We start from the raw sequence: 15,896 nt of genomic DNA on the forward strand, positions 1-15,896 counted from the left end.
AACGCCATCAACATTAATGGCGTAGCCTCTTAGCAAGAATCCGTCGCCAGAAAGTGCTCAACAAATACCTCGTAATCTTGTGATACGCAGTCGGCATAAGCAACCGCAAGGGTAGATACCACCTCAATAAATTGCGCTTCACGTCCTTCCAAGCGCTGACATACCGCGTTGGCAAATGGTGCAGAATGCCCACGGTGAAGAGCCTGGGCACCGCGCAGATGTTCACGTGCGAGAATTTCTCCCCACTGACGCGCTAACTTGCGATAAGACTTGCCCCCTGAAAGTTTGTGGGTAGGCACATCTTTTTTGAATGGAGACCGCTCTCTGACCGAAAACACTTTGCCGTTCATGGTCAGCCAACCCAAGTAGGCGTCCGGGTGTTCAGCAATGGCATGAAAGGCTGCCGCATGGCGAATGCCTTCATTAGGAAATAACTTTCGCCACGCCTGCTGCTGAGCTTTATTCATTAAGCTGTAAGCTTCCGGCGTTACCTGTTCTTTAACATCTAATATAACGTCGTCGTGTTCATGAGCCGCACCACCCTCGATTAATACATAATAGCGCTCGACACCTAGCGAGCCCGTTCCCGCATCTAGGCGGCGCGCGGTATCTTTTACACGAAAGTGTTTTGGGTCACTCTCTTTGATCGGATGCTGTAGCGTCTGTTGGTACTCTTGCTCAATCAAACGACGCAGCTGGCTGGCGACATCTGCAGGTAAGTTCGCTAACTTGCCAGGGCGCTCGGCAAATATGCGCCCTTTCTGCTCATCTAGAGTCGTCCATTTTTCCAGCATACGCGCCCGACTCTGCTTATCGGCAACTTTCCCCATAAACGGCTTGAGTGGCCCTTTGGCGCTATCCAAAGTCACCGCATCAATGGGCAGCTCTTTAGTATGGTCATCTTTTACATGAGCTTCTTTGTAATCCGCTAGCGTATGGATGTACCCCTCTAACAGCTTTTTCAGCGCTTTATCAGACGCTTTAGAACTTAACGCTGCGTTTTCACGGCTATCCAACACTACGCTGATCGCCAGCCGCCATACATCGTATTGATAGTCGCCTATCAACGCATCATCAAAATCATCCATGCCATAGCGCACTTGGTCATCGTGGTGACCATAAGCACCAAAGTTATAAATATGCGCATCGCCTTGAAGCCATGTTTGGGTAGACGGCCATCCGCCAAATAGCGCAAAACGCCAGTCATGCCATACGTCCTGCCAATATAAGTGATTAGTTCCACGAAAGAATCGGTAGGGAGAGGCAGCCATCTTGGCGTACTTTGCTTGGCGGTGTGCCACATTTAGCGGGGCATTCACCTGCTGAATCGCCTCAATCACTTGCTGTGGGCGGTTATGTCCGGTTAGTGCATGGCTCATCGCATTGCCTTTTTCTGTGCGTAAAAAGCATTCTGCTATCAGCGTAGGTGAGAAACGTTAAGAGAATAAGTCATTAGCAAATTTTAACTATAGCCAGTTAGCTAACTCGGGTATCGACGAATTCCCCAACGTTAAGATCTGGCTATTCGTGCTCTTGTAAAAAAGTTAGAAGCGGGCTTTCTGCCAACGAACTACCCCAGCCATCATGGTGCACCAATTCATCTAATGAAAGCCGAGAGCGCCAGCCTTTTGTTTCCAACTCAGGCTGATCTAGAAACTCGCTGACATAGCCCATGCAAAGATAAGCCAACGGATAAACATGTTCAGGCAACTTTAACGCCGTGCTGAGCTGATCTTGGTCGAGAATACTGACCCAACCAACGCCAATGCCTTCTGCCCGCGCCGCCAACCAAAGATTTTGCACCGCTAAACACGTGCTGAAAAGGTCGGTATCCACAATACTATTGCGGCCTAGTACATGGGGGCCTCCCCGACTGCGATCGCAGGTAATACAGAGGTTAAGCGGACTTTCCAAAATGCCTTGAAGCTTCAAGCCTTGGTAACGCTCCTTGCGATCGCCCTCAAACCGCTCCGCGGCTTTGTGGTTTTCTTGCTCAAACATCGCCAATATCGCTGCTCTAACCTCGCGGCTTTCGATCACAATAAAATCCCACGGCTGCATAAAGCCTACCGAAGGTGCGTGATGGGCTGCCTTTAGCAGTCTTGATAACACCTCGGGGGCAATAGGATCAGGTAAGAACTGTGAGCGCACATCGCGCCGTTCATAAATGGCGCGGTACAGCCCGCGCTTCTCGGCATCGGAGAAGTGGTGGTTAGAGATAGTCATTAAGCTGATCTGGCCTTTTGCTGATCGATTTTACAGACATTGAATAGGCAGCTCTCTTCCTTGAAAACGATAGCGGTAGAAGATCGCGAATGATGAGGTGGCTAGCAGCCGCTAAGAATTGTTTAATCAAATCATAGCGCAGACTTGCTTAGCTTTACCGCATAGACTTCCGGCAGGAGTGAGTCCCACACCCTTATTCCGCTATACGGTAATGAACCACCTTAACCAATTACGGGGATCAGCGTTGTATCATTATTCCGTAAGCTCCCATTTAAAGAAGCGGGAGCTTACACCCCTCCCCCAAGCAGCACTAAACAACATAGAAAGCCTGTCGACCACCGCTACCATTATCCCAACTGAAACGGATAGACAGGTCCGATTTTAAGCAGTTGTGTCAGCTCATCCAGCGCGGTGAGCACTTCAGTGGCAAGCTGGGGGTCGGAAAGATCATCTGCCGTAAGGCGGTCACGGTAATGGCGGTTGACCCACGCAGTCAGATCATCGTATAGCGCATCATTCATTAACACGCGGCCGGTCAACGCTGCCTGTTCAGCGTTTGATAAGGCAACGCGTAAACGCAGGCAGGCAGGTCCACCACCATTGCGCATGCTCTGTTTAACATCTTTAACGACCACTTCCGCAATCGGGTTATGGCCCGCCAGAATGAAGTCCTGGATCGTGCGCCAGACGGCTTCACGCTCTTGGCACTCGCTGGGCACGACCAGTGTCATGGTGCCATCCGGGTTGGAAAGTAGCTGGGAGTTAAACAGGTACGACGCTACCGCATCCTCCATACTCACCGCGTCTAACGGCACCCGCACCGGGATCAATGGCGTGGACATTTTGGCGCGCAGCTCATCCAACGTGCGCGCTTCATCCAAAAAGGCCATTTCGTGATAAAGCAACACGGGGCCATTACCCACGGCAATGACATCGTTATGGAAGACACCCGCGTCGATGGCATCTGGATGCTGCTGGGCAAATACCGTTTGCGCATCTGTTAGCCCATGCTGGCGGGCCACCGCCTGGCTGGCTTCCAGGGTTTGACGAGCGGGGAAGCGTTGCGGCTCACGCTCACCGCCAAATGCTTGGCGACCATACACAAATAGGTGAATGCCTGGCTCGCCGTGTTCACCGCATAGCCGGGTGTGATTGGCCGCGCCCTCATCAGAAAAAGCAGGCGTTGCTGGCAGTACAGGGTGATGAGCGAAGTGCTGCTCATCATGGAAAATAGCCTGTAGTACACGGCCAGTGGTTTGCGGCTCTAGGTAGCGATGAAAGCTCGATTGCAGGTTCGCCGGGGTGAAGTGCACCCGACGATCTGGCGCATCAACGCTGGGGGTAACGGTGCCTGCGTTGGCCGTCCACATACTGGAAGCCGAGCAGACGGCGCGCAGTAACTGAGGAGCCTCTTTTGCAGCGCGGGTGAGCACGTCGCTATTGCTACCGCTGAAGCCTAAATCCCGCAGCGCCCCCACATCGGGTCGTTGTTGAGGTGGTAATACACCTTGGGCATAGCCCGCATCCATCAGTGACTTCATTTTCAGAAGCCCCTGCAGTGCGCCCTCTTTGGGGTTGGATACCAATCCACCATGACTCATCGATGCCACGTTGCCGTGTGCCAGCCCAGAGTAGTTGTGGGTAGGCCCTACCAGACCATCAAAATTGACTTCTCTGACGTTGTTATTAACCACGTTGTTATTAATATTCACCACGTCGCTCATAGGTTGACTCCTGGCGGCAGCGTGTCCGGCATTTCCAGGGTGTCGGCTTCCATAGATGCCACTGGGTAAGCGCAGTAGTCCGCCGCGTAGTAAGCGCTGGGCCGGTGGTTGCCGCTGTCACCTACGCCGCCAAAGGGGGCGTCGCCAGAGGCACCTGTGGTTTGGCGGTTCCAGTTCACGATGCCCGCACGAATGCGCAGCAGGAAATCATCCCAGTCAGCTTTATCGCCACCGATGAGTCCTGCAGATAAGCCATAGCGTGTATCATTGGCAAGGGCTAATGCTTCATCCCAATCGCTGTAACGATGGATTTTCAGCAGCGGGCCGAAATGCTCCTCGTCCGGCACGTCCAGCCCCGTCACATCAATCAACGCCGGGCTTAACAGGCTGGTGTTCTCTTTCAGGCGCTGCATCCGGTTAATCACCGTACCGCCCATGGCTTCCAGCTCATCTTGCGCTTTCAGCAGGCCGTCGGCAGCTACCACGCTGACCAAGCCGCCATAAAATGGCGCCACGGGCTCTTCTTCAAATTGCCCAGCCACGTGCAACTTGCTGATCGCATCAGAAAGCGCGTCGATCAGGCGATCGCCAACCTCACCCTGCGGTACCATTAAGCGACGGGCACAGGTGCAGCGCTGGCCACCAGATAAAAACGCCGACTGCAGAATAGTCAGTACAGCTGCACGCTCGTCGTCGACGTCTTTGACCACCAGCGGGTTATTGCCTCCCAGCTCCAAAGCGAGAATTTTATCCAGCTGTCCAGCGAACTGCTGCTGTAGCATGCCACCGACTTTAGCGCTGCCGGTAAACAGTAGGCCGTCGATACCGGGGTGCGCTGCCAAGGCTTGGCCGACAGCAACACCGCCCTGCACTAGATTAATCACCCCAGCAGGCAGCCCCGCTTCCACCCAGCACTGCAAGGTTAAGTCGGCGGTCAGCGGGGTTTGGTCGCTGGGTTTAAACACTACGGTATTGCCTGCGAGCAACGCGGGCACCATATGGCCATTGGGTAGGTGGCCAGGGAAGTTGTAGGGGCCAAACACCACCATGACACCATGAGGGCGGTGGCGCAGTACGGCTTTCGCACTGCCCACGTCTTTTTCTCGCTCGCCTGTACGTTCATGGTAGGCCTTGATAGATAGCGCCACCTTGCCGACCATCGCGCCGGCTTCAGTGCGTGCTTCCCAAAGCGGCTTGCCGGTCTCGGAGGCAATTGCTATTGCTAGGTCTTCACGGCGAGTCGTCAGTACCTCAACAAAACGCTCAACAAGTGCTTGGCGCTGCGCAAACGAAGTGCGCGCCCATTCAGGAAAAGCGGCACGCGCGGCATCGATAGCGGCGCTAACTTGTGCGTTTGAGGCCGAAGCTCCTTGCCAAAGCAGTGTTCCAGAAACAGGATCATGCTTTGTAAAGGTGTCGGCATCGCCCGTTACCCAGGCGCCGTTAATCAGTTGCTGCTGTTGGGCGTGCATCGTTATCTCCTTCCCGTATGCGTGCTGGTGGTGCGAGCTTGTTATGTGTATTTGTTTTGAAAGACTGTTAATAAAGATCAGTGTTTAAATAGCTGTGCTTGAAAAGCTAGGTTTCCAACAAGCGAATGTGGTCACCTGCTGTAACACCCAGGCGGTCGGCTTCTTGCTGGCTAAGCACAATAGTGTTCTCCTGGGTGGGACCGCGTCCTATCCAACTAGCGCTGAAGTTAAGCATCTCAGTAGTGGCTGCCAGCCAGAGGCTCTCGCTTTCGTCAGGCGCGTTTTGAGAAACTTCTACTTGGCAAAGCTGCGAATTACGAATCGCTCGCACGTCGTCAATGTAGGCCTCCACTGTGGGTCCACCATCGAAAATATCGATATAGCCTTCCCAACGCAGACCTTCTTTCTTGAGCATTTCAAGGGCTGGTCGTGTATGGCGGTGCACTTGACCAATGCAGGCACGTGCCTCTTCCGACATAAACGTGGTGTAGATCGGGAACTTCGGCATCAACTCACCGATAAAGCTTTTCTGGCCTAGCCCGGTTAACCGATCGGCCTCATTAAAGTCCATGGGAAAAAAGTGTTTACCCAAGCTTTCCCAAAAGGGGCTGGTGTTATGTTCATCAAACACGCCGCGCATCTCTGCCAGCACTTTTTGCGGGAAACGGTCACGAAACTGAGCAATAAACAGCCAGCGGGCTTTGGAAAGAAGTGCGCCATTACGTAGGTGTTTATTCGCTTCGCCGCGATATTCAGGGCGTAAGAACAGCGAGCACACTTCGGCATCGCCGGTATGATCAGAGCTTAAAAACAGCGTATCGATCGTGCGGTGCAAATCTAACTGCACCGAGGAGTGCGCTAACGTACCCAGCCGGTAGTTGTAAAATGGCACTTCACGACCCACTTGGCCTTCAATGGCGCAGCAGCCTGCCAACTCACCACTCTGCTCATCTTCCAGTACAAAGAAGTAGAGTCGATCGTTAATCGGCGTGCGCTCTTCAAAGGCACGGGCAGCGGCTTCAATTTTTCCAGCCAAAAACTCACGGTTATCCGGCAGTGAGGTAAAACCAACGCCTGCCTGTTGCGCAAGCGCCTGGAGCCCATCTAAATCGTCACGGGCAATGGGTCGAATGCGCATTACATTTCTCCTTCATCAAGCGCATCTACCGCGCTTGGCAGGGTTAATGGCGCGGCCAGCACCGCGCGCCCCTCTTCAACACCTAAGCGTTTAGCGTGCTGTGGTGAAAGCATCAATTGCCCAGTAGGTGAAAGCGCATAACGCGCCACGATACAGCGGAAATCACCTAGCGTTTGATTGGCAATCATCGCGGGTTCTGCATCGGGCAGTGCGTGTTCAGGGCGTACCCTAACCGGATGCCAGGCAGCACGCCGGAAGGTTTCCAAGCGCTCGCGTTCGGCTTTTACAATCGGCCCTGCGTCAAAAATATCGACATGGCGAGAGCGTACAAAGCCTTCTGCCAACATTTCGGCTAGCGCATCTTCATGGGCGGGATGCTCGCGACCAATGGCAGCGCGCGCCTGCGGTGTTAGCAGCGGTAGATAAAGCGGAAATTGCGGCATCACTTCGGCAATAAAGCTTTTCGAGCGGACGCCAGCAATGTGATTCATCTCTTGAAAGCTGCGGGCAAAAAAGTGACGGCCAACGCTTTCCCAAAAAGGCGATTCGTTTTTGCTATCCAAGTAGCCCGGAAACGCTACCGCCAGAATGCGTGAAAAACGCTCGGGATATTGAGCAATGAACATCAGCCGCGCACGGCGTAACAGACTTTCTGCACTGGTGCCTTTATAGCGCGGGTTGAGCGATAACGCGCAGAGCAGCGTGGCGTCAGAGGCTTCGTGAGAAAGTGCTAAGGTTTGCACTTCCCGACGTACGTTCAACTGCTGAGAAGCATGAATCAGCGTTTCCTGACGATAAGTGTAATAGGCTTCTGCTGCACCGGCTTGGGCACGGATGGTCGCCGTGCCTAGCACTTCCTCGCGGTCATCATCCGCCAGCACAAACATATAATGTTCGTTGCCGGGAAACTCAATTTCACTATTAAAAGCTTCCTGGGAGCGCACAATGCGCTCCTCTAGCCGATCACGGTTGGCGGGCAGATTGGTGAGCCGTGGCACTGCGTGCTCTGCCAACTGCTCCAGGGCTGGAAGATCAGCCATTGTTACCGGTCGAATTACCAGCATCCTTAACGCCCCCTCTTGTGTGGCTTCTTGCCTACTCATGCGCTGGCAACTAGCCGCTCAATCGCACGCTCTAGGCGCGCCATGCCCTCAGAAATATCGTCTTCTGGAATAACTAAAGATGGCGCCATGCGTAGCACGTTAGGACCAGCAATCAATGCCATCACGCCCTCTTCGATAGCCAACGGCAGAATGTCTTTAGCACGGCCTTCAAAAGCATCCGACATTTGTGCGCCCATCAGCATCCCCATGCCGCGGATTTCTTTAAACACGCCATGTTTGCGGTTAATAGTTTCTAAATGCTCACGGAACAGGTCGTGACGATGCTTAACGCCGTTAAGTACTTCAGGGGTATCAATGAATTCCACGGCCGCTAGCGCAACCGCCGATGCCAACGCATTGCCCCCATAGGTAGAACCATGGGTACCAATCGCTAAAGATTTCGCAATCGCATCCGTGGTTAAGGTGGCACCAATCGGGAAACCACCACCCAGTGACTTGGCACTGGTGAGAATATCCGGGGTGATACCGAAATTTTTGTAGGCGTAAAGCTCGCCGCTGCGGCCAACGCCGGTTTGTACTTCATCAAAAATTAGCAGCGCGTTGTGCTCATCACACAGATCACGTAGCCCCTGAAGAAACTCTTGGGTCGCGGGAACAATGCCACCTTCGCCCTGCATCGGCTCAACCATAATGGCGCAGGTATCGTCGCCCACTAGCTTGCGTACGCTTTCCAGGTCATTGAAGTTGGCATGCAGAATGCCACCAGGCACTGGGCCAAAGCCTTGAGAGTACTTGGGTTGGCCACCCACACTCACAGTAAAGAAAGTGCGGCCATGGAAAGACTGATAAAACGAGATAATTTTATCTTTATGCTCGCCATGGTGGTCTACCGCCCAACGGCGGGCTAGCTTTAGCGCGGCTTCGTTAGCTTCGCCACCGGAAGAGCATAGGAACACCTTATCGGCGAACGTGCGCTCAGTAAGCGTTTTGGCAAGTGCCAGCGCCGGCTCATTGGTAAATACATTCGACAAATGCCAAAGCTTTTCGCCCTGCTCTTTAAGCGCATTTACCAGCACCGGATGGCAATGGCCTAGTGAGTTGACCGCAATACCACCGGCGAAATCGATGTATTCACGTCCCTGTTGATCCCACAAGCGGCTGCCTTCACCACGTACCGGGATAATTTGCTGTGGTGCGTAGTTAGGCGTCATGTAGTGATCGAAATCCTGACGGCTTGGGGTGTAGTTCATGGGACAATACCTCCGGTGAAATAAAGGATAGAGTTAGTATACGGGGGGCGACAGACGCCGTGCTTTCAGTATTGGGACGGTAAATTATGAAAAGCTGCGCTTATCCAAGCCGCTCTTCACGTGGCGTAATGCCAAAATGATTGCGATAGGCGGTAGAAAAATGCGCGCCAGAGGAGAATCCAGTCATTAACGCGATATCGCCGACCGGCCGGTCGCTCTCTCTTAATTGTTTACGCGCATCCTGGAGGCGCAAATCCAGGTAATAACGGCTGGGCACTGCTTGCAAATACTTCTTAAATAAGCGCTCTAATTGACGCCGAGAGATACCCAAATGCTCGGCCAGCTCTAGCGTAGAAAGCGGCTCTTCAATATTGGCCTCCATCAATGTAACGGCATCTACTAGGCTTTGCGGCGCATGACCAAGGCGATTACGTAGTGGTACATGTTGGCGCTCATCGGCTAAGCGGATGCGATCACAGACGAACTGCTCAGAAACCTGCTCGGCAAGGCGCTGGCCGTGATGCTTGCCAATCAGCGTTAGCATCATATCCATTGCAGCAGTGCCACCGGCACAGGTTATCCGGTCACGGTCAATTTCAAATAGCTGCTGAGAAAGCGTGACCTGGGGGTACGCCTGCGCAAACGCATCGAAACGTTGCCAGGGCAATGTAGCGCGGTAACCTTCCAACAACCCACAGCGGGCAAGCACTTCCGTGCCACCCGCAAGGCCGCCGATAGCAACACCTCTGCCCTGATGGCTGCGCAACCATTCATTTAGCTTGGCAGGCAATGCATAGGGTAGCGGTGTAGGAGCACATACCAACAGCATATCAAGCGGCCCAAGCGGCGCGCCTAAGACATGTTGAGCGAGTAAGGAAAGCTGCGCGCCGCTGCGTACAGGTTCATCGGTTAAGCTTAACGTAACGGTTTGGTAAAGCATCTGCCCGCTTAGCTGATTGGCCATATGCAGCGGTTCGATAGCGCTCGCATGGGCCAGCAGCGAAAAACCAGGCAGCAGCACAAAGGCCACCCGCCTGCGTTCACCAGCGGATGACATCAACGTACTTGAGGACATAACACGTTGCTTTGCTGCATAGAAATCGCCGCCAACTCAGATAAATAGCCAAGAAAAAAGCCATCTTACCCAATTGCGCAAGTGAAGGCAGCGCTATGGCTCTTAAAACAAAAATAGCGGGCATAAATACAAAATTGCCGAGCGTAATGCTCGGCAATAGGGGGATACTACAAAAGGCGATACTATGTCGTCTTCGTTAACCGCCGCTGTTGCCAAGCCCCAGCATGACAATGCCTGCAACGATAATCCCCATCACGATAATAATTAAAGGGAGCATTTTATGCAGTCCGTTAGGAGACTTTTTCGCTTCCGGCTGCCGTTGTGGCTGTGACGTTTCAAAGTCTTCGGGCAGACGTTCGTTCATGACGTGCTCTTTCTCTTCTTCCCGGGTTTTGCTTTCCTTGGTATCCATACAACACCTCTCGCTTTCCGGTTAGATGATCAAAACGCGGCGATTAACCCTCCTCGACACGCTTCGCGCTATAGTGTAACGACATCAAAGTGAACATCAGGGTTCACATCTGCGTCGTAATCTACATCATCACGCTCGAAGCCAAACAGCTTCAAGAATTCATGCTTATAACCAGCATAGTCGGTAATTTCGAACAGGTTCTCTGTAGTGACGGCAGGCCATAGGTCTTGGCAGGCTTTTTGTACATCGTCACGTAGTTCCCAATCATCAAGACGTAGGCGACCTTTATCGTCGGTGGCCATCGCATCACCTTGACCAGTGTAGAGGTAATCACCAAACAAGCGGTTTAGTTGATCAATCGTACCTTCGTGTAGGCCCTGTTCTTTCATGATGCGATAGACCATGGCGATATACAGCGGCATCACAGGAATCGCGGCACTCGCCTGAGTAACCACCGACTTAAGCACGGCGACGTTGGCACCACCACCGGACTCTTTCAGTTTGGCATCAATCGCTGCGGCGGCGCGATCAAGGTCTTCCTTGGCTTTACCCAACGCACCGTGCCAGTAAATCGGCCAGGTGATTTCAGTGCCGATATAGCTAAACGCCACACTACGTGCACCTTTGGCTAGCACACCCGCGTCGTCTAGGGCGCTCATCCACAGCTCCCAGTCTTCGCCGCCCATCACGGTGATGGTGTCGTCGATCTCTTGCTGAGTAGCAGGCTCGACTTCTGCTTCGATGATGGCGTCTTTATTGGTGTCGATCGCGGTTGCGCGATAGGTTTCACCAATTGGCTTCAGGCTCGAGCGCTTCACTTCACCCGTATCTGGCAGCTTACGCACTGGCGAAGCCAGGGAGTACACCACCAGATCAACTTCCCCCATGTCCTGCTTGATCAATTCAATGGCTTTTTCACGTGCTTCGTTAGAAAACGCATCGCCGTTGATTGATTTGCTATACAGACCTTCTTGCTTGGCGAACTTGTCGAACGCGGCGCTGTTGTACCAGCCAGCAGTACCGGTCTTTTTCTCACTGCTAGGCTTTTCAAAGAAGACACCTAGGGTATCAGCGCCATAACCAAAGGCAGCCGTAATACGAGCTGCTAAGCCGTAGCCGCTGGAAGCACCAATCACCAGCACCTTTTTTGGACCTTGGCTTTTATCTAAACCACGCGCGCGGGTCGCTTCAATCTGTTCTAAAACGTTTTGCTCGCAGCCTTTAGGATGAGTGGTGGTGCAGATAAAGCCACGCACTTTTGGTTTAATGATCACGTTGGACCCCTTTATCAGATTGATGTCGCTATCAGCATGGCAATGCCATTACCGTGTGGGGTGTATTCTAGCGGTCTAGACGCGCCCTGTCCGCTCTTGAGCTTCTCCGCCATTCACGGCAGGATAGCGACCTGACCACTCCTTTGCCGACGAGACCCTGATGAACGCACAGCAGCTAGTCGATGAACGCGGCGATTTATGGCTTGCTCTCGCCCCGCTGTGGTTGGACCGCGAGCCGAGCGAGCGTGATTACGCCCATATGATTGAGATGATTGAACAGCATGACATGTCGCTGAAGGAATTAGAGTGGATGTTCCGCTTGGAGCTTGCTCCCGTGATGATGAGACACCAGCTATCAATTGCCAGTGAATGGCGAAAGTTCGATGACTATCAACTGATGAAGCAGCTGGTAAGCCACAACCTGCGCCTAAAAGGCTGGCGGCGCAAAAGCTGGGCGCTTTTTTCAGGATTAACCACAATGATGGTGCGTCATCGCTGGGTAGAATTAATGCAGCGACTGATGGTTACCCGCGGCGAGATATAACAGTGCGCGTCGTTTTTTTACCCGTTACTCTTTATCAAGAGCGGCTTCCAACGCCAGCCGAAGTGATGCCCCATGGTCGTTAGGGGCAAATCTTGCGATCACCCTGCCATCGCGCCCCACCAGAAACTTTGTGAAATTCCACTTGATCGCCTTAGTACCTAATACGCCCGGTGCCTCCTGTTTAAGCACAACAAACAGCGGATGGGCGTTTGGACCGTTCACTGATACTTTTTCCATTAGTGGAAAGCTGACTCCAAACTGTTGCTCGCCAAAAAGACAGAAAGCCTCTGCACTCTCTGGCGACTGCTTACCAAACTGGTTACAGGGGAAGCCAAGCACCGTAAACCCACGATCTCGATAGCGCTGATATAAACCCTCTAGCTCTTTTAGCTGCGGGGTAAAGCCACACTTACTAGCCACATTAACCACCAACAATACTTGCCCGCGCAGCGCCCGCAAGTTGAACGGCTTGCCTTGATGGGTGTAACAATCCTGCTCATAAATCATCGCAAGGCCCCCCTAAATGACTCCACCAGCATAGGCTTTACCATGCCACGGCGATGGCGGTTACACCAGTACGGTTTATCAACTAATCGGGCCTGCAACAACCCGCAGCGCCAGCGCAATAAGCAGCACACCAGTGATTCGATTGATCCAGTGGGCATGACGCTGAAGCCAAGGCAGTACGCGAGAGTGGGAAAGCCCCACCGCCACCAAAACGTACCACCCCCCGTCAATAATAATTGCAGTTGCGACGATGATAGCCTTGGCCAGTAGACTCATGTCAGGCGTTACAAACTGACTTAATAGCGCCACAAAAAAGATGATCAACTTGGGATTACCTAGCGCCACTAGCACTGCTTCTTTAGCCGCTTGGCGTGGTGTCGTCACTGCTGCCTCGGGTGACAGCGCTCCACCTCTGCCTGCCCGTAGTGCCTTTATTCCAAGCCAGGCCAAATAGGCTGCGCCGCACCATGTCACTAGCTGAAATAACGCTGGGTGGCGCACAATAAGTGCACCCAAGCCCCATACGGTGAGCAACGCATAAAACCCGACACCCAGCGCATGAAAAACTGCAGCCGTCATACCGGGCAAGCGGCCCCCGCCTAACGTATGGCGCAACACTAGCGCTAGACTAGGTCCTGGGGACATCGCTCCCATGGCACAAATAGCAGCCAGCGATAGCCAGAGTGACAGCGGCATTTTTCTCTCCTTGAAATCAGCAAGATAGGCTGACTAATTATACGCCAGCTAAGCGGGTTCTAAGCGAATAAATCCGCCTCCTTAAATAACGCTGTTAGCATGGTACGCTGTTGGGTAAAATTTTCCCCTTTTTGAAAACGATGACGCCTGCCCTGCAGGCGGTTCATGGCTAATGAAGGACTTCAATATGGGTAGGGCGTTTCAAAACCGTAAGGAATCCATGGCCAAAACGGCCGCTGCGAAAACCAAGGTTTACAGCAAATACGGGCGTGAAATTTACGTTTGTGCCAAAGCAGGCGGCACAGATCCAAACGGTAACCTTGCGCTGCGCGGTTTAATGGAGCGGGCCAAAAAAGACCAAGTACCTTCTCACGTTATCGATAAAGCCTTAGATAAGGCCAGTGGCGCAGGTGGCGAAGACTTTTCTCCAGCGCGCTATGAAGGCTTTGGGCCAGGCAACGTGATGGTGATTGTCGACTGTTTGACCGACAACCCCAATCGCACCTTTGGTGATGTGCGCGGCTGCTTTACCAAAACCAAAAGCAAAATTGGCACCCCCGGCAGCGTCAGCCACATGTTTGATCACTGCGCAATTTTTTCGTTTGCAGGCAGCGATGAAGAAGCCGTGCTTGAAGCACTCATGGAAGCCGATGTCGACGTTACCGATATCGAGCAGGAAGACGGTCGTATCACGGTGTTTGCGCCGCACACCGATTACGCTAAAGCCAAACAAGCGCTGCTAGATGCTTTTGGTGAGGTTGATTTCGAGGTTGACGAGATCCAGTTCTTACCACAGACCCCAACGCCCATCGAAGGCGATGACGTGGCGATGTTTGAGAAACTGCTGGGTATGCTTGAAGAGCTCGACGATGTGCAAAATGTTTTCCATAGCGCCGAACTACCGGAACAAACTGCTTAAATCATTGCACACTTAAAGAGTCACAAGGGACAAAAATCCATCCTTCGGCCGCTGGCATGTCTGCTGGCGGCCAGGCAACTGTCTCTTTAGCGTGCTCCAAGCTCCAGGCAAGGAGTGCACAGTGCCAAGCATCCTGGATATCCTGCTGCTTTGGCGTTGGCTGGTGCAACATGGAAGCAAACTTAGACGGCATTGTTACCTGATGACGTAGTGCAGCAAATGCCGCTGAGCGCTTGGCGGGCGTTGGGTAGCCTTCTACTACACTTAACGCACCTTCAGCACTTTGCCACTGCCCGCAAGCGGCAATATGCGGCGCAAAGCGCGCCAGCAGATGCATACCTTTAGTGGCCTGGCTGCCAATCATATCTTTGATGGGTGACAGCGGCGTGACACCTCGCTGAAACAGCCAGCGTTCAGTTTCGCGATATAGATACGGATTATCTTGAGAGCGGCCTAGCGCCTTAACAGCGTCACCTTTTGCCAGTGCCAACAGCGCCGTTGGTAGCGCAAGCGGCGTGTCTATTGCCATCACCACTCGTTCATTGCCACTTGCTGCGTATTGACACAGCCCCAATAGGCTATTTATCAAGTCACGGCTAGTTAGCGATTCGTTGAGCGCGGCTCGCAGATTGCCTCTCCACGGTGTCCCCACTAAGCGGAGTGTTTCATCTAACACCACCAACGCATCGCGGCTGGTGGGATTATTATCGCAATTCCAGCCGCCCACATCCCAGCCAATATAAAGCGACTCAGATACACTCATTAGCTGGCGGCACCCCGTGTATCCAAGGCCGCATCAGGCGGCAACAACGCTGGGGTAACGCCCGCCGCGCTTAGCACCTGTTTACCGCGCACGGTTAAATCGGTGATAAACAAAAACTGTTGCCGAGGATCCACCGGGTAGGCACGAATACGGTAATGGGTTCCCCAAGGTTTCTCCTCTGCTACGACAATAATCGGCTTATCAAACTTCAGGTAAGCACTGGTTAACGCGACGTCTCGTAGCGCCTTGCGCACCCAGCCAGCTTCATGCTCCGGATGAAGATAAAAGCTTGCCACGCACTGAAGACTGGTGCCGCCATTGTTGGCGTTATAAATGGCTGAATCCCAAAGTTTAAGATGAGGCACCGCAACCAGATCATCGTCAGGCGTAAGGATTTCTACGGTGCGCATTCCAACATGCTTTACTTCGCCGTAAGTTCCCTCGATATTGACCCAATCCCCAGGCCGATAGGGCAATTCAACGGCAGATACTACTCCTGCAATTAGGCTGCTGACATAGTCTTTCAGGGCAAAGCCAATCGCCAGGCCAATGGCCCCCAGTAGCGTTACCATATTGCGCAAGGAAGGCTCAATGACAATAGGTACAGCAATCGCCAGCGCGGTAATTAAAATCAGTAGGCGGGTTAGTGGCACTAGCGCAAATACTCGGAATCGCAGCTGTCCATGAAGCCGATTAGCCAACCAGTTGAGCCCCCGCTGACTAGCAATGATCAGTATCACTGTGCTGACTAGAATGACGCCTAATGTGATCAACATTTGACTATCAAATTCATTAAACAGTTTGGCGTACTGCTCTTGATCGTCCATGTCAG

Annotated in this window: 16 protein-coding genes; 2 read left to right on the top strand and 14 right to left on the bottom strand. The window is 52.9% G+C overall.

Annotated elements, in window-relative coordinates; all coding sequences use genetic code 11:
- Positions 1-29: 29 nt before the first annotated feature.
- From CR46_RS0112920 to fabV, 10 genes are all read right to left on the bottom strand, one after another.
- On the bottom strand, positions 30-1,379 hold the full coding sequence (locus CR46_RS0112920; protein WP_030073547.1) for a DUF2252 domain-containing protein: 1,350 nt from the start codon (positions 1,377-1,379) through the stop codon (positions 30-32).
- 142 nt (positions 1,380-1,521) lie between these two features.
- Positions 1,522-2,226 carry a 5,6-dimethylbenzimidazole synthase gene (gene bluB, locus CR46_RS0112925; protein ID WP_030073549.1) on the bottom strand — a complete coding sequence of 235 codons (705 nt, stop codon included), beginning with the start codon at positions 2,224-2,226 and terminating at the stop codon, positions 1,522-1,524.
- A gap of 347 nt (positions 2,227-2,573) precedes the next feature.
- Complete coding sequence (gene astB / locus CR46_RS0112930; protein ID WP_051690182.1) at positions 2,574-3,950, bottom strand: N-succinylarginine dihydrolase; 1,377 nt, start codon at positions 3,948-3,950, stop codon at positions 2,574-2,576.
- Positions 3,947-5,422 carry a succinylglutamate-semialdehyde dehydrogenase gene (gene astD / locus CR46_RS0112935; protein ID WP_030073554.1) on the bottom strand — a complete coding sequence of 492 codons (1,476 nt, stop codon included), beginning with the start codon at positions 5,420-5,422 and terminating at the stop codon, positions 3,947-3,949. Before astD ends, astB begins: the two co-directional genes overlap by 4 nt.
- Before the next feature lie 106 nt (positions 5,423-5,528).
- The gene (gene astA / locus CR46_RS0112940) at positions 5,529-6,560 is read right to left on the bottom strand and encodes an arginine N-succinyltransferase (protein ID WP_030073556.1); all 1,032 of its coding nucleotides are present in this window, start codon (positions 6,558-6,560) and stop codon (positions 5,529-5,531) included.
- Positions 6,560-7,624 (bottom strand): arginine N-succinyltransferase, encoded by a 1,065-nt coding sequence (locus CR46_RS0112945; protein WP_030073558.1) that lies wholly within the window; start codon positions 7,622-7,624, stop codon positions 6,560-6,562. The genes astA and CR46_RS0112945 overlap by 1 nt, the downstream gene beginning before the upstream one ends.
- A 35-nt stretch (positions 7,625-7,659) precedes the next feature.
- The gene (locus CR46_RS0112950; RefSeq protein WP_030073560.1) at positions 7,660-8,874 is read right to left on the bottom strand and encodes an aspartate aminotransferase family protein; all 1,215 of its coding nucleotides are present in this window, start codon (positions 8,872-8,874) and stop codon (positions 7,660-7,662) included.
- A 100-nt stretch (positions 8,875-8,974) separates the two neighbouring features.
- Positions 8,975-9,949, bottom strand: a complete 975-nt coding sequence (locus CR46_RS0112955) for a GlxA family transcriptional regulator (protein WP_030073562.1) — start codon at positions 9,947-9,949, stop codon at positions 8,975-8,977.
- A 196-nt stretch (positions 9,950-10,145) separates the two neighbouring features.
- Positions 10,146-10,361 carry a hypothetical protein gene (locus tag CR46_RS0112960; RefSeq protein WP_030073564.1) on the bottom strand — a complete coding sequence of 72 codons (216 nt, stop codon included), beginning with the start codon at positions 10,359-10,361 and terminating at the stop codon, positions 10,146-10,148.
- 68 nt (positions 10,362-10,429) lie between these two features.
- The gene (fabV, locus tag CR46_RS0112965; RefSeq protein WP_030073566.1) at positions 10,430-11,635 is read right to left on the bottom strand and encodes an enoyl-ACP reductase FabV; all 1,206 of its coding nucleotides are present in this window, start codon (positions 11,633-11,635) and stop codon (positions 10,430-10,432) included.
- A gap of 160 nt (positions 11,636-11,795) precedes the next feature.
- Between fabV and CR46_RS0112975 the strand changes: the two genes are divergently transcribed.
- The gene (locus CR46_RS0112975; RefSeq protein ID WP_030073568.1) at positions 11,796-12,179 is read left to right on the top strand and encodes a DUF7079 family protein; all 384 of its coding nucleotides are present in this window, start codon (positions 11,796-11,798) and stop codon (positions 12,177-12,179) included.
- 24 nt (positions 12,180-12,203) lie between these two features.
- Here the strand turns inward: CR46_RS0112975 and CR46_RS0112980 are convergent, their stop codons facing one another.
- Both CR46_RS0112980 and CR46_RS0112985 read right to left on the bottom strand, forming a co-directional pair.
- On the bottom strand, positions 12,204-12,686 hold the full coding sequence (locus CR46_RS0112980; protein ID WP_030073569.1) for a glutathione peroxidase: 483 nt from the start codon (positions 12,684-12,686) through the stop codon (positions 12,204-12,206).
- Between the two features lie 78 nt (positions 12,687-12,764).
- The gene (locus tag CR46_RS0112985; protein ID WP_030073570.1) at positions 12,765-13,382 is read right to left on the bottom strand and encodes a LysE family translocator; all 618 of its coding nucleotides are present in this window, start codon (positions 13,380-13,382) and stop codon (positions 12,765-12,767) included.
- Positions 13,383-13,569: 187 nt separating this feature from the next.
- Between CR46_RS0112985 and CR46_RS0112990 the strand changes: the two genes are divergently transcribed.
- Positions 13,570-14,301: a YebC/PmpR family DNA-binding transcriptional regulator gene (locus tag CR46_RS0112990; RefSeq protein WP_030073572.1), complete on the top strand. Its 732-nt coding sequence runs from the start codon at positions 13,570-13,572 to the stop codon at positions 14,299-14,301.
- Between the two features lies 1 nt (position 14,302).
- On the opposite strand, the gene CR46_RS0112995 is transcribed toward CR46_RS0112990, so the two are convergent.
- Both CR46_RS0112995 and CR46_RS0113000 read right to left on the bottom strand, forming a co-directional pair.
- Entirely contained in the window at positions 14,303-15,064 is a 762-nt protein-coding gene (locus CR46_RS0112995) for a C15 family peptidase (RefSeq protein ID WP_030073575.1), read from the bottom strand.
- Positions 15,064-15,891, bottom strand: coding sequence for a mechanosensitive ion channel family protein (locus CR46_RS0113000; protein WP_030073577.1), 828 nt, complete (start codon positions 15,889-15,891; stop codon positions 15,064-15,066). Before CR46_RS0113000 ends, CR46_RS0112995 begins: the two co-directional genes overlap by 1 nt.
- Positions 15,892-15,896: the final 5 nt, after the last annotated feature.

This window comes from Vreelandella neptunia (assembly GCF_000712975.1).
GTDB lineage: Bacteria > Pseudomonadota > Gammaproteobacteria > Pseudomonadales > Halomonadaceae > Vreelandella > Vreelandella qaidamensis.